The following is a 13,569-nucleotide window of genomic DNA, read 5'->3' on the forward strand; positions in this document are numbered from 1 at the left end:
AGCCACGACCGACGATAGCATCCTTGGGATTCAATCTCCTATTCCGTGCAAAAGCCGCGAGGCTGGCGCATGACGGATCTGCCGGTGGTTGGCGGCCCGGTGATGGGGCGCGACTTGGATTTCCTGTCCGGTGGGGGCGAAATGGGAGAGCGGATGCGCTCCCACGACTGGGCGTCCACGGCGCTCGGGCCGCCGGAGGGCTGGCCGCAAAGCCTGCGCACCATCGTCAGCGTCGTCCTGTCCTCCCGGCAGGCGATGTTCGTGGCCTGGGGGCCGGAGCTGTCCTTCCTCTACAACGACGGCTACGTGCCGATCTTCGGGGCCAAGCACCCGGAGGCACTCGGCCGTCCCTTCGCCGAGGTGTGGTGGGACATCTGGCCGCAGATCAAGCCGCTGGTCGACCGCACGCTGTCCGGAGAGGCGTCCTGGTACGAGGATCTGCTGATCCCGATGGAGCGCCGGGGCTTCCGCGAGGATGCCTGGTTCACCTTCTCCTACACCCCGGTGCGGGGCGAGGACGGGCGCATCCCGGGGATGTTCTGCGCCGCCATCGAGACGACCTCGCAAGTGCTCGCCGCCCGCCGCACCGACTTCCACCTGAAGCTGGAGACCCGGCTGCGCCAGCTCTCCAACCCGTTCGCCGTGGCCGCGGCGGCGGAGGAGGCTCTGGGCCGTCACCTGGGGGTCAGCCGCGTCGGTTACGGCGTGGTCGACGAAACCGCCCGCTTCTTCACGACGGAGCGGAACTGGACCGACGGCAGCGTCGACCATCAGGCCGGCACCCATGACCTGCTGAGCTTCGGACCGGAGCTTCTGGACACGCTGCGCAGCGGCGGGACATTGACCATCCACGACGCCACTGCGGACCCGCGCTTCGCCGCGCCGGACCGGCAGGCCGCCTTTGCTGGGCTGAACATCGCCTCCGCCATCACCACCAGCTTGGTGAAGAACGGGCGGATGGTCGCCGCGCTCTACGTCCACGACCGGAAGCCCCGGCACTGGCACCCGGACGAGGTCCGGCTGGTCGAGGAAGTGGCGGAACGCACATGGTCGGCGCTGGAGCGCGCCCAGGCGGAGGAATCGCTGCACCGTGCCAACGCCCGGCTTGCCGCGGAGGGGGAGCAGATGCGCAACCTCTTCCGGCAATCGCCCAACTTCATGTGCGTGCTGCGCGGCCCGGACCACGTGTTCGAACTGGCCAACGATTCCTACCGGCAACTGGTCGGCGACCGCCCCCTGATCGGCAAGCCGGTGCATGAGGCCATGCCGGAGGTCGCCGGGCAGGGCTTCTTCGAGCTGCTGGGCCGCGTGTACGACGGCGGGAAGCCCTTCGTCGGGCACGCCCTGCCGGTGCGCGTCGCCCGCCACCCCGGCGCGCCGGTGGAGGAACGCTTCATCACCTTCATCTACCAGCCGATCAAGGACGCCGTCGGGCGGGTGACCGGGATCTTCTGCGAAGGCAGCGACGTCACCGAGGCCAAGCATGCCGAGGACGCGCTGCGCGATCTGAACGCCACGCTGGAGCAGCGCGTCGCCGAACGCACCGCCGACCGCGACCGCATGTGGCGCCTGTCCACCGACGTCATGCTGGTGGCGCGCTTTGACGGCACCATCAACGCCGTCAATCCGGCCTGGACCAGCCTGCTGGGCTGGACCGAGGAGGAGCTGGCGGCGCGCAGCTTCCTCGACTTCGTGCATCCCGACGATCTGGAGCGCACGCGGGCCGAGGCGGCGCGGCTGGGCGCCGGTCATACCACACCGCGCTTCGAGAACCGCTACCGCCACAAGGATGGGCGTTATCTCTGGCTGTCCTGGGTCGCCGTCCCGGACGAACGCTTCATCCACGCCGTGGGCCGCGACATCACCGCCCAGAAGGAGGCCGACGTCGCCCTGCGGCAGACCGAGGAACAGCTTCGCCAAGCCCAGAAGATGGAGGCGGTTGGCCAATTGACCGGCGGCGTGGCGCACGACTTCAACAACCTGCTCCAGGCTCTGGAAGGCTGCCTGTCGATGATCGGGCGCCGCACGGAGGAGCCGCAGGTCCACGCCCTGATCGACGCCGGGCAGCAGGCGGTGGGACGCGGGGCCAAGCTGGTGCAGCAGCTCATGGCCTTCGCCCGGCGCGACAGCCTGCGCCCGGAATCCATCGGCGTGCGCGACCGGGTGCTCGCCATGTCGGCCCTGCTGGAACGGGCGTTGCGCGCCGACATCGCGTTGGACCTTCGCCTCGGCGACGATTTGTGGCCCGTCGAGGTGGACCCGACCCAATTCGAACTGTCGGTCATCAACCTTGCCGTCAACGCGCGCGACGCCATGCCGTCCGGCGGGCGGCTGACGGTGGAGGCGGTCAACACAGTGCTTCCTCCGGGCAATCCGCGGGGTGTGGAGGGCGAGTTCCTGCGCCTGTCGGTGTCGGATACCGGCTGCGGCATGCCCGCCGCGGTGGCCGCCCGCGCCTTCGAGCCGTTCTTCACGACCAAGGACCTCGGAAAGGGGACCGGGCTGGGGCTGGCCCAGGTCTATGGCCTCGCCCGGCAGGCCGGCGGCACCGCCTGGATCGACAGCGCGCCGGAGCGCGGCACGACGGTGCATCTGCTGCTCCGCCGCTCCGGCGTGGCCCCGGTGCAGGAGCCCGCCCCTCCGGCGGCCTTTACGCCTTCGGCGAGCGGCGGGCGGCGTCACGGCCTCGTCCTCGTGGTGGAGGACGACCCCATCGTCGCCATGACCGTCAGCACGGCGCTGGAAGACGCAGGGTTCGCCGTGCTGTCCGCCGCCACCGCCGAGGAGGCGCTGCCCCACCTGTCGGACGATGGGGTCGACGTGCTGCTGAGCGACGTCGTGATGCCGGGCGGGATGAGCGGCATTGACCTGGCCCGCGAAGCCCGCGAGCGGCGCCCCGGCCTGCCGGTCATCCTGGCGACCGGCTACAGCGAGGACATCGCCCGCGCCACCGGCATCCCGGTGCTGGCGAAGCCCTACCGGATCGACGATCTGGTCGGGCGGATCGACGCGATCCTGATGGGCCAGGTTGGAGAATAAAAAAGCCGGGAAATAAAGAAGGCGGAGCCCCCCGGGGTGCTCCGGGGAGTTCCGCCTTGGCCGGCCGCGATCCGGTTGCTCAGATGTGGTCGGAGGACAGGATGGCCTCGGCGTCGCCGCCGGTGCCGCGGCCCGGCAGGACCGCGTTCAGGACGACCCCCATCACCGCCGACAGCGCCATCGAGGAGACGACGAAGCCGCCGTCGCCGAACTTCAGCGACGCCCCGCCGATGCCGATCACCAGGATGGTCGAGGAGATCAGCAGGTTGCGCTTGTCGCCCAGATCCACCTTGCCCTCGATCAGCGTGCGGATGCCCGAAGAGGCGATGACGCCGAACAGGGCGATGGACACGCCGCCCATCACCGCCGTGGGAATGCTCGACAGGAAGGCGGAGAGCTTGCCCACGAAGCCCAGGATGATGGCGAGCGTCGCCGCGCCGCCGATCACCCACACGCTGAACACGCGGGTCACCGCCAGCACGCCGATGTTCTCGCCGTAGGTCGTCGCCGGGGGACCGCCCAGCGCGCCCGCCACCATGGTCGCCACGCCGTCGCCGAACACCGAGCGGTGCAGGCCGGGGTCGGCGATGAAGTTGCGGCCGACGACGCGGCTCAGCACGATCTGCCCACCGATGTGCTCGGCGATGGTGACCAGCGCCACCGGCGCCACCAGCAGGATCATCGCCCAGGCCGACACGCCCTCCTTCATGCCGGAGAACAGCAGGTGGAAGTCGGGCATGCGCAGGAAGGGCGCGGCGGCGACCGGTCCGAAATCCACCATGCCGAAGACCACGCCCAGCGCATAGCCGGTCAGGATGCCCAGCAGGATCGGCACCACCGTGAAGAAGCCGCGCAGCACGATGGAATAGAGGAAGATGCTGCCCAGCGTCGCCAGCGCCAGCAGGAAGTGCGGCAGGCTGTACTCGCCGCCGCCCGCGGTGTTCTGCGCCATGCCCACGGCGACCGAGGCAAGGCCGAGGCCGATCACCACGATCACCGGCCCGACGACGATGGGCGGCAGGATGGCCAGCAGCCAGCGCACGCCGAAGGCGCGGATCAGCAGGGCGACGGCCACATAGACGGCGCCCGCCGCGCAGGCCCCGACCAGCGCGCCGCCGGTGCCGCCGATCTGCGTGGCCGCCACGATCGGGCCGATGAAGGCGAAGGAGGAGCCCAGATAGGCGGGCAGCCGCCACTTGGTGAAGGCCAGATAAATCAAGGTGCCCAGCCCGCTGGTGACGAGCGCCACCGACGGGTCGAGGCCGGTGAGGATCGGCACCAGCACGTTGGCGCCGAACATGGCGAACAGGTGCTGGAGGCTGAGCAGGAGGAAGGTGGCCGGGGGCGGACGGTCGTGGACGTCCAGCACCCGGTCGCGCGGGGCTGTCATGAACTGCGGTTCCCGTATCGGTGGTTGCGCGGCAAGGGTTACTCCGCGACGGCCTGCCCGGTCAAACGCCACCATGCGGAATTTTTCGGCACAAGGGTCCTCGCAGGGTCCGCCGGCACCGACATAGGCGTGAACCCATTCCTTCGTTGCCTCACCATAGGCCATTCGTTAGTATGAAGTTTGATAAAATTTCCCGTTATTGGACATGAAACTGCGTTCCTGCACGCGGTGCGGGTTTGAGCGCTTGCTTTAGAGTGGTTGAACGCATGGCCGACGAACTGTTTGCGCAACTTACAGACACCCTTTCGTCGGCGAAGACGGTGGAGGAGCTGACCCGGCCCCTGCTGTCGCTTCTGGAACTGGTGACGGAGCTGGAGGCCACCTACCTCACCCGGATTGAGTTGGAGCACGGCATCCAGCGCATCCTCTTCTCCTGCAACACCAAGACCCTGACCATTCCCGAAGGGCTGGCCGTTCCGTGGGAGGGCACGCTGTGCAAGCGGGCGCTCGACGAGGGGAAGCTCTACACCGACGACGTGCCCGGCTGCTGGGGCGACTCCGAGGCGGCGGCGGCGCTGGGCATCCGCACCTATGTCAGCACGCCCGTCCATCTCGACGACGGCAGCCTGTTCGGCACGCTCTGCGCCGCCAGTTCGGAACGCAAGCCGCTGACCCCCAAGGGAGAGCAGGTGCTGCGCCTGTTCGCCTCGCTGATCGCCCTCCACATCCAGCGCGAACAGCTCCTGACCCAGTTCCGGGAATTGAACGCGGCCCTGGAGTCCTATTCCTACACCGACGCGCTGACCGGCCTGCCGAACCGGCGCGCCGTGGTCGCGGAACTGCACCGGCTGTTCGCCATGGCTGGACGCACCGGTCAGAGCGTGCTGATCGGCTTCATCGACCTGGACGGCTTCAAGGCCATCAACGATACCCACGGGCACGAGGCCGGCGACGAATTCCTGACCGAGGTGGGGCGGCGCATCGGCGCGGGCCTGCGGGCGGGCGACACGCTGGGCCGGCTGGGGGGCGACGAGTTCATCATCGTCGGCATGGGCGCCACGCCCGGCGCCGAGGGGGATGACGCCGCCGACGCTCTGCGCGAGCGGGTGACACCGCTGATCCGCGGCGCCTACCGCCTGGGCGGTTGCGCCTTCGACTATCCCGGGGCGAGCGTCGGGGTGGTCAGCGCCGACCCCGGCACCACGACACCCGACGACGCTCTGCGCGCCGCCGACGCCGCCATGTATGTTCAGAAGAAGATCCGGCGGGCCGCCCAGGCCTGACGCCGTAGGCGGAGGATTATGCCTTACGGGCCGCCGGCCACGCTCCAGGGATCGGGAGCGGTCACCTCGTAGGGCTGGGCGATGCCGCCCATCGACAGCGCGTGGACCGAATTGCTGGTGAAGCCGCAGGCCTGCTCCGGGTTCACGGCGGCGTTGGGACGGAAGGCGTAGGGCCGCGGCGCGTCGGGCGACACCGAGGTGGCCTTGGTCCGCACAACCAGCCCGTGGCCCGTCGGAACGCTCTGCTCCACCCAGACCCATAGGACGTCCGGGTTGTCGCGGAAGCGGGCCAGCAGCGTCGACAGTGCTTCGGTGCAGGCGGCGTGTTCGAGCTGGTGGGCGCCGCGGTCGATGATCGCCGTGGCCGGTCCGGACGAGGACGCGTCCGCGGGATTCCAGGTGAACGCCATGAGGCCGGACAGAGCGATGCCAGCGATGGAGGTTCCCCAGAGAACCCCGGCGTCGAAACCGGAATCACCGTGACGGCTGGAATGATCGCGCATCGTGGCCTCTCTGATAAAACACTCAACCGCGGCAACCGGCGTCTGCAATGTCCCCGTCTGTTTGACAGGAACGCAGGCCCGTGACCTTGATCCAGAACAAGCACTTTATAAGCTCGTCCGGTTCATTGCTTATTGTGCACCGCAACATCTGCCCGTCAACACCCACCGGAAGCATGGCAGGGCTGATTCCGCGCGCTTTCACGCCCACGTGGCGATGAACGCGGCAATTTGCCGCTCCTCCGTGCCGGAGCACCGTGACGACCGGCGGATACGCCGTCAGCCGGAAGGCTCCCAGACAACGGTCCCGGCGGCGACATGGTTCCCCGTCGTCGTCCGATTCGCCAACAAAGTCAGTTGGTTAAACTTACGCACATTCAGGATTACAAACGAAGCCCGCTCTTCAATCCCACGCCCGCCGGGTCGATTGCGGACACCCGGACGCCATTCCTTTTCGCCCGCGCCGCCGCGGCGCGCTATGGTGCGCCCGGCGGTCACCGGATCGGCAAGAATCCGGGACGCTCGCAAGAAGAGAACTAAGACAAAGAGCACGAGAACCGGAAGGGACGAGCATGAGTGACGAGACCCCCAGCCGCCGCGCCGCCGCGGCCTTCGCCCAGACCGCGGAAACCGGAACGCCGGTCGCCTTCGCCGATCTGGTGGCGCTGCTGGAGCGCATCTTCCTGCGCCACGGCACGTCGGAGCGGGTGGCGGCGATCCTGGCGGAGAACTGCGCGTCCTGCGAGCGCGACGGATCGACCAGCCACGGCGTGTTCCGCATCCCCGGCTATGTCGGCTCGCTGAAGAGCGGCTGGGTGGACGGGCGGGCCGAACCGACGGTGGAGGAGGCCGGTCCCGCCTTCCTGCGCATCGACGCCGCCAACGGCTTCGCCCAACCCGCTTTCCTGGCCGCCCGCGATCGTTTCCTGGAGATGGTGCGCGAGAGCGGCGTCGCCGTCATGGCGATCCGCAATTCCCACCATTTCAGCGCCCTGTGGCCGGACGTCGAGCCCTTCGCGCGGGAGGGGCTGGTGGCGCTCTCCTTCGTCAACAGCTTCGCCTGCGTCGTGCCGCCGGGCGGCAAGGCCGCGGTCTACGGCACCAACCCGATGGCCTTCGCCACGCCGGTGGCCGGCGGCGACCCGATGGTCTTCGACCAGGCGGCCAGCTCCATGGCCAACGGCGACGTGCGCATCGCGGCGCGCGAGGGGCACAGCATCCCCGCCGGCTCCGGCGTGGACCGAGACGGCAAGCCGACCACCGACCCCAAGGCCGTCCTCGACGGCGGCGCCCTGCTGCCCTTCGGCGGGCACAAGGGCGGCTCCATCGCCTTCATGATCGAGGTGCTGGCGGCGGCGCTGACCGGCGGCAAATACTCGCGCGAGGTCGACTGGTCGGCCCATCCCGGCGCCGAGACGCCCTGCACCGGCCAGCTCTTCATCGTCATCGACCCGGAGCGCGGCGGGACGGGGGCCTTCGCCGACCGCGTCGCCGACCTGATCGGAGAAGTGAAACAGGCGGGGCAGGACCGCATGCCGGGCGAGCGCCGCTACGCCCGCCGCGCCCGCACCCTGCGCGACGGCATCCCGCTGGCCCCCGCCCGGCTGGCCGAGCTGCGCGCCCTGGCCGGTGATGCCTGATACCCTGTCCCTCCTTCAAACCCGGTCGGTTCCCGCCATGACGACGCCCACCATCGCCACCTTGTCCCGCCAGCTTGACGACGGCGCAACCACCAGCCGCCAGCTCATCGACTCCGCCCTCGCCGCCATCGCGGCCGGCGGCAAGGAGGCGCGCAAGACCTACACCGCCCTGCACGCCGACCAAGCCCGCGCGGCGGCGGACGCCCAGGACCTGCTGCGTCGGGCCGGACAGCGCCCCTCCCCGCTGGCCGGGCTGCCGATCTCGGTCAAGGACCTGTTCGACGAGGCCGGGCACGTCACGCGGGCCGGGTCGCGGGCACTGGAGGGCGCCGACCCCGCCGCCCGCGACGCCGACGCGGTGGCCCGGCTTCGCGCCGCCGGGGCGGTGGTGGTGGGGCGGACCAACATGACGGAGTTCGCCTTCTCCGGCGTCGGCATCAACCCGCATTACGGCACCCCCGGCAACCCCGCCGATCCCGCGCGCATCCCCGGCGGCTCGTCGTCGGGTGCCGGAGTGTCGGTGGCGGCGGGCCATGTCCCGCTGGCGCTCGGCACCGACACCGGCGGCTCGGTCCGCATCCCGGCGGCGCTGTGCGGCCTCGTCGGCTTCAAGCCGACGCAACGCCGGGTGTCGCTGCGCGGCGCTCTGCCGCTGTCCTGGTCGCTTGATTCCATCGGGCCGCTCGCCCGCACGGTGGAGTGCTGCGCCATCGCCGACGCCGTCCTCGCCGGCGAGGCGGAGTGGGTGCCGCCGCCCGTCGGGCTGGCCGGGCTGCGCTTCGCCGTGCCGCAGACGGTGGTCCTCGATGGCATGGAGGACGCGGTGGCCGCCGCCTTCGACGCCGCCTGCCGCCGCCTGTCCGAAGCCGGGGCGCGCATCGTCGAGATTCCCATGGCGGAACTGGCGGAGATCGGCCCGGCCAACGCCAAGGGCGGCTTGCCCGCGGCGGAGGCGGCCCACTGGCACCGCGCGTTGCTGGCGGAGAAGGGCGACCTCTACGATCCCCGCGTCCGCGTGCGGATCGAGCGCGGCCGGACCATGAGCGCCGTCGACTACATCGAGGTGGCACAGCGCCGCGCCGACCTGATCGCCCGCACCGACCGGACCACGGCGGACTACGACGCGCTGCTGATGCCGACCGTGCCGCTGCTGGCGCCGCGCATCGACGCCTTCGCCGAGGACGAGGCGTTCACGCGGCTGAACCTGCTGCTGCTGCGCAACTGCGCCCTGTTCAACTTCCTGGACCGCTGCGCCATCAGCCTGCCGATGCAGCGGGCCGGCGAACTGCCCAGCGGCCTGATGCTGGTCGGCGCGGCGGGGGCCGACCGCCGCCTGCTGTCCATCGCCGCCGCGGTGGAGCCGGTGGTGGGCGCCTGACGCGAAGGGGGCGACGCACCAAGCCCGCCCCTGTCAGACGCCCCCTCAGAATCCCAGGGCGCAGCCGTCCTTGCGGTGGTCCGAGCCGGCGATCAGCAGGCCGGCCGCGTGGTCGATCCAGATCGCCTGCCCGCCGCCCATCGGCTCGTCCCGGCGGACCACCGCGTGGCCGCGGCGCGCCAGCTCCGCCGCGGTGTCCTCCGCCACGGTGGGCTCGATCTCCAGCACGCCGTTGAAGGCGAAGCTGCGCGGCTGGTCGATGGCCGTCTGGACGTCCAGCCCGCGGTCGAGCAGCGCCGACACGAAGGCGCCGTGCCCTGCCGCCTGATAATGGCCGCCCATGACGCCGAAGGGGCAGACCGTGCGCCCGCCCTTGCGGATCAGGCCGGGGATGATGGTGTGCAGCGGGCGGCGGCGCGGCGCCAGGGCGTTGGGGTGCCCCTCGCTCAGGCGGAAGGAGGTGCCGCGGCTGTGCAGGAGGACGCCGGTCGCCGGGTCGAGCTGCACGCTGCCGAAGCTGTGGAAGATCGAGTTGATGAAGGAGATGGCGTTGCCATCGCGGTCGACCACGCTGAGGCAGACCGTGTCCTTGTGCTCCGCCTCCGTCCACAGCGTGGGGGCCTGGGCCCGCGCCGGGTCGATGCGGCGGCGCAGCGCCGCCGTTGCCTCCGCCGACAGCAGCGCCGTGGCGGCCTCCGGCCCGCCCTCCCCCACCAGGACGTCGCGGTGGTGATAGGCGAGCTTGGTCGCCTCGGCGTGCAGATGGTGGCGGTCGGCGTCGCCGACCGACGGCGACAGGTCGAAGCCGCCCAGTGCGTTGAGGATCATCAGAGCGGCGAGGCCCTGGCCGCTCGGCGGGCATTCCAGGATCTCGTAGCCGCGGTAGTCGGTGGCGATGGGCGTCACATACTCCGCCCCGTCCTGCGCCGCCGCGAAATCGTCCAGCGTGTGCAGCCCGCCGCGGGCGCGCAGGAAACCGACCAGCGATTCCGCCGTGGCCCCCGTGTAGAAGGCCGCCCCACCACGCGCCGCGATGTCCCGCAGCCGTTGCCCGAGCAGGGGCTGGGCGTGGCGCTCCCCGGCGCGCGGGGCGCGGCCGCCGGGCAGGAAAACGGCGCGGCAGCCCTCGTCCGCCGCCAGCAGGGGGACCGCCGCCGCCCAGTCCTGGGCCACCCGCGGGGAGACACCGTAGCCCTCCTCGGCGTAGCGGATGGCGCGGAGGAAGACCCGGTCGAGCGGCAGCCGTCCGTGGTCGGCGTGCAGCCGCGTCCAGCCGGCGACGGCGCCCGGCACGGTGACGGCGTGGCCGCCGTGGCGCGGGATCTCGCCGGTGACGCCCAGCCCGGCCAGACGCTCCACGCTCGCGGCTGCGGGCGCCCGCCCGCTGCCGTTGAGGGCCACCACCGGCCCGTTCGCCGGGGCGTAGAGGGCGAAGGCATCGCCGCCGATGCCGGTCATGTGCGGCTCGACCACGCATTGCACCGCGACGGCGGCGATGGCCGCGTCCACGGCGTTGCCGCCCACCGCCAGGATGTCGAGCGCCGCCGCGCTGGCCAGCGGGTGCGAGGTGGCCACCGCGGCCTCCGTCGCCACCAGCGCCGACCGCCCGGGCCGGCAGAAGTCACGCATCACGACGGGGCGCCCTCCGGGACGGGAAACGGTTCAGTGCGGGTCGCGGCGCAGGGGGATGACGCGGCGGTTCCGGGTCTCCGGCTCCTTCGCGGCGTGGATCTGCACCTTCTTGAGCTGGATGACATACCGCTCGGCACCGTTGACCATCACGGCAATGACGGTCGGCCCGTTCGCCCAGTCGCTGGGCACGAGGTGAAGTTCCTTGATGCGCGCGGTTCCCGCGGTCAGTTCCGCAAGGTCCAGAACCTCGTCCCCGGCGCGAAACCCCAGATATTCATCGACGATCATGGCGTCCGGCGGCAGTGTCTTGGCAGTGATCCCAAGCCTACCAGCACCGCGGGCGGCGGGCCACCGTACAGGCCGCCGCCCGGCGCTTTTTCATAGGGAGGCTTACGGACGGCGCGTCATGTGGCAATGCGCGTCATATGGCAAGACGAGTCATATGATTGTCCCAGCGGAAGTCGGCCAGCCGCAGGTCATCGCCCGGCAGGGCCGGCGCCGCACCGACCGTCCGGAGGGTGCCCAGCCCGCTGCTCGCCAGGAAGCCGTCGCCGTCCGGGGCGATGCCGCAGCCGTCGGGCAGCGCCGCCGCCCCCAGCCACGCGCCGGTGGCGTCGTCCCACAGCCCGATAATGCCGCCCTTGGGCGAACTGGCCGCGACCTTGCCCCGGTCGGCGGCGACGCTGCCGATGTAGCCCTCGAAGCGGGACAGCTCCTCGTCCGGAGTCTCGAACAGGCGCACGGCGCCGCCGCCCGGACGGTGCGTGCCGGTCAGCGGCTGGAGCATGCCGACGGGCCGCTCGTCCTGGGCGCCGAAGGCGATGCCGCCGTCGGCCAGGGCGGCGATGTGGCGGATGCCGAGATTCGCGTGCTCCTCCGGCAGGCGCACCTGATCGAGCAGCTTCCCGCTCGCTACCTCGACGTAGGTGATCGAGGAGTCCATCTCGTCCAGGTTCAGCTTGGCCCGCCCGGTGTCCGGGTGGGTGATGACGCCGCCGTTGCCGACCGCCAGAACCGTGCCGTCGGCGATCATCAGAAGCTCGTGCGGCCCCAGCCCGTGGGTCGGCATCGCGCCGACGCGGCGGTAGCCGTCCATCGCGTCGTAGACGCCGATCGACCCGGTCTCGCGCGGCACGTCATCCTCCGCCACATAGAGCAGCCGCCCGTCGGTGGAGAAGGCCCCGTGACCGGTGAAGCGGCGGTCCTCCGGCGCGCGGATCACCGGCCCCGGACGCCCATCAGCCAGAGAGAGCGGCATGAACCAGCGGCCCGGACGGCGGGCGAAGGCGACCGCCTCGGCCCGCGTCGGGTGGACGACGATGCCGTGGGCGCGGCCCGGCGTCGGGGTGGTGAAGCGCACGCCGCCGACCCCATCCAGCGCCGCCACGCCATAGTCCGGCGAAGCCGCCGCGGTGGCGTAGGCGTTGAGGAACAGCGTGCCCCCAGCGGTCTCCGCCCGCGCCGGCCCCAAAAGGGCGCCGAGCAGCCCCCCTCCAAGCAGGCCGCCCCCGAGCAGGCCGCCGCCGATCAGGAGCAGGGTGCCCCGGCGGGTTGCGTCCATCGCTCAGTCTCCATCCAGTTCGTTGAAGCCGATGCTGATGTCCAGCAGCGGCGCGACGGTGCCGGTCAGCAGGTTGCGCAGGTCCTTGGTCCGTTGCAGGGTCGCCTCCACGGTCTTGCGCTTGGCCGGATCGACGACGGCGACGTTGATCGGCGCGGGGATCGCCTCGGCGGCGCGGACCGCGGCGGTGAAGCCCTCCTCCAGCGCGCGGCGGGCCTGCGCGCCGGGATCGCCGGCGGGCAGCAGCGCGGTCAGGCCGGGGCCGCCGCCCTCGCCCAGCAGCAGGGCGCGCAGGGCCTCCAGGTTGATGCGGACGTTGCGCGCAGACTGGCCGCTGCGCAGCGCCTCGGCCACCGCAGGCTTGGCCTCCTCGGCGTTGGGGCCGAGCGGCGCCAGCAGCTTCTGGTCGGCGACCACCTGAAGGGCGGTGAGCGACCCGGTGAACAGCACGTTGACCGCCGCCCCCGCATCGGGGCCGAGCGCCGTCTGCTCCCCGGCGGTCAGCGGCGCCTCCAGCGCCTTCCAGCCGTCGCGGACCTCGCGGGTGATGGCGAGGACGTTCTGCGCCACCGCGGCGGCCAGCGCGCCGCGGAAACGCCCGGCCTCATCCCCCTGGAACGACGCGGCGGTGACGCCCTCGTCGAACAGCAGCCGCTCCAGCGCGGTCAGCCCCTGCACCGCGGCGCTCTGGCGGGCCAGCCCGCCCGGCTCCAGCAGCTTCGGATCGCGGTTCTTCAGCATGGCGAGGATCTGACGCTGCACCACCCCGGCCCGCTCCGGCCAGAAGGCGATGCGGTCGGCGCGCAGTTCCATCGACAGCGGCCCGGCGCGCAGGTGCTGGACGCCGGCCCAGGCGTCGTAGACGGCGCGGTGGGCGGCGCGGCAGCTATCCAGCCCATCCGCGGTCGGCGCCGCGGCGAACTGGGCCAGCCGCTCCGCGTAGATGCCGGCGGCACCGGCCAGCGCGTCGAAGCGCGGCAGGGCGTGGGTTCGGACCAGCCCGCCCAGCACGGGGGCGTCCCCCGCCGGCTCCCGCGCCGCCAGGGCGAAGCGGCCCGGCAGAAGGATCGACAGGGCGGCGGCCGACATCAGGCCGATCATGCGACGGCGTTGCATCCTAATCACCTATGCCATTCAAACCGTGTG

Annotated in this window: 10 protein-coding genes; 4 read left to right on the forward strand and 6 right to left on the reverse strand. The window is 71.3% G+C overall.

What is annotated here, in order from left to right:
* Positions 1 to 69: 69 nt before the first annotated feature.
* Positions 70 to 3,039: a PAS domain-containing protein gene (locus FHW79_RS27230; protein ID WP_183181808.1), complete on the forward strand. Its 2,970-nt coding sequence runs from the start codon at positions 70 to 72 to the stop codon at positions 3,037 to 3,039.
* Between the two features lie 79 nt (positions 3,040 to 3,118).
* Here FHW79_RS27230 and FHW79_RS27235 read toward each other — a convergent pair whose 3' ends face one another.
* On the reverse strand, positions 3,119 to 4,429 hold the full coding sequence (locus FHW79_RS27235) for a solute carrier family 23 protein (protein ID WP_183181809.1): 1,311 nt from the start codon (positions 4,427 to 4,429) through the stop codon (positions 3,119 to 3,121).
* A gap of 266 nt (positions 4,430 to 4,695) precedes the next feature.
* On the opposite strand from FHW79_RS27235, the gene FHW79_RS27240 reads away from it, so the two are divergent.
* Positions 4,696 to 5,712 (forward strand): sensor domain-containing diguanylate cyclase, encoded by a 1,017-nt coding sequence (locus FHW79_RS27240; RefSeq protein WP_183181810.1) that lies wholly within the window; start codon positions 4,696 to 4,698, stop codon positions 5,710 to 5,712.
* 23 nt (positions 5,713 to 5,735) lie between these two features.
* Here the strand turns inward: FHW79_RS27240 and FHW79_RS27245 are convergent, their stop codons facing one another.
* On the reverse strand, positions 5,736 to 6,215 hold the full coding sequence (locus FHW79_RS27245) for a hypothetical protein (RefSeq protein WP_183181811.1): 480 nt from the start codon (positions 6,213 to 6,215) through the stop codon (positions 5,736 to 5,738).
* A gap of 569 nt (positions 6,216 to 6,784) precedes the next feature.
* On the opposite strand from FHW79_RS27245, the gene FHW79_RS27250 reads away from it, so the two are divergent.
* Positions 6,785 to 7,852, forward strand: coding sequence for an Ldh family oxidoreductase (locus FHW79_RS27250; protein WP_211108506.1), 1,068 nt, complete (start codon positions 6,785 to 6,787; stop codon positions 7,850 to 7,852).
* A gap of 37 nt (positions 7,853 to 7,889) precedes the next feature.
* Positions 7,890 to 9,230: an amidase gene (locus tag FHW79_RS27255; protein WP_183181812.1), complete on the forward strand. Its 1,341-nt coding sequence runs from the start codon at positions 7,890 to 7,892 to the stop codon at positions 9,228 to 9,230.
* 45 nt (positions 9,231 to 9,275) lie between these two features.
* Here the strand turns inward: FHW79_RS27255 and FHW79_RS27260 are convergent, their stop codons facing one another.
* From FHW79_RS27260 to FHW79_RS27275, 4 genes are all read right to left on the reverse strand, one after another.
* Positions 9,276 to 10,859 (reverse strand): gamma-glutamyltransferase family protein, encoded by a 1,584-nt coding sequence (locus FHW79_RS27260; protein WP_183181846.1) that lies wholly within the window; start codon positions 10,857 to 10,859, stop codon positions 9,276 to 9,278.
* A gap of 33 nt (positions 10,860 to 10,892) precedes the next feature.
* Positions 10,893 to 11,150 carry a hypothetical protein gene (locus tag FHW79_RS27265; RefSeq protein WP_094306058.1) on the reverse strand — a complete coding sequence of 86 codons (258 nt, stop codon included), beginning with the start codon at positions 11,148 to 11,150 and terminating at the stop codon, positions 10,893 to 10,895.
* Positions 11,151 to 11,283: 133 nt separating this feature from the next.
* Positions 11,284 to 12,423, reverse strand: coding sequence for a DUF1513 domain-containing protein (locus FHW79_RS27270; protein WP_183181813.1), 1,140 nt, complete (start codon positions 12,421 to 12,423; stop codon positions 11,284 to 11,286).
* 3 nt (positions 12,424 to 12,426) lie between these two features.
* The gene (locus FHW79_RS27275) at positions 12,427 to 13,539 is read right to left on the reverse strand and encodes an imelysin family protein (protein WP_247884628.1); all 1,113 of its coding nucleotides are present in this window, start codon (positions 13,537 to 13,539) and stop codon (positions 12,427 to 12,429) included.
* Positions 13,540 to 13,569: the final 30 nt, after the last annotated feature.

This window comes from Azospirillum sp. OGB3, from assembly GCF_014192915.1.
In the GTDB taxonomy this organism is placed as follows: Bacteria; Pseudomonadota; Alphaproteobacteria; order Azospirillales; family Azospirillaceae; genus Azospirillum.

Coding starts and splice junctions, on each gene's coding strand:
- FHW79_RS27270 (WP_183181813.1), bottom strand. CDS start 12,423: ATGGACGCAACCCGCCGGGGCACCCTGCTCCTGATCGGCGGCGGCCTG.
- FHW79_RS27260 (WP_183181846.1), bottom strand. CDS start 10,859: ATGCGTGACTTCTGCCGGCCCGGGCGGTCGGCGCTGGTGGCGACGGAG.
- FHW79_RS27230 (WP_183181808.1), top strand. CDS start 70: ATGACGGATCTGCCGGTGGTTGGCGGCCCGGTGATGGGGCGCGACTTG.
- FHW79_RS27235 (WP_183181809.1), bottom strand. CDS start 4,429: ATGACAGCCCCGCGCGACCGGGTGCTGGACGTCCACGACCGTCCGCCC.
- FHW79_RS27255 (WP_183181812.1), top strand. CDS start 7,890: ATGACGACGCCCACCATCGCCACCTTGTCCCGCCAGCTTGACGACGGC.
- FHW79_RS27250 (WP_211108506.1), top strand. CDS start 6,785: ATGAGTGACGAGACCCCCAGCCGCCGCGCCGCCGCGGCCTTCGCCCAG.
- FHW79_RS27245 (WP_183181811.1), bottom strand. CDS start 6,215: ATGCGCGATCATTCCAGCCGTCACGGTGATTCCGGTTTCGACGCCGGG.
- FHW79_RS27265 (WP_094306058.1), bottom strand. CDS start 11,150: ATGATCGTCGATGAATATCTGGGGTTTCGCGCCGGGGACGAGGTTCTG.
- FHW79_RS27275 (WP_247884628.1), bottom strand. CDS start 13,539: ATGCAACGCCGTCGCATGATCGGCCTGATGTCGGCCGCCGCCCTGTCG.
- FHW79_RS27240 (WP_183181810.1), top strand. CDS start 4,696: ATGGCCGACGAACTGTTTGCGCAACTTACAGACACCCTTTCGTCGGCG.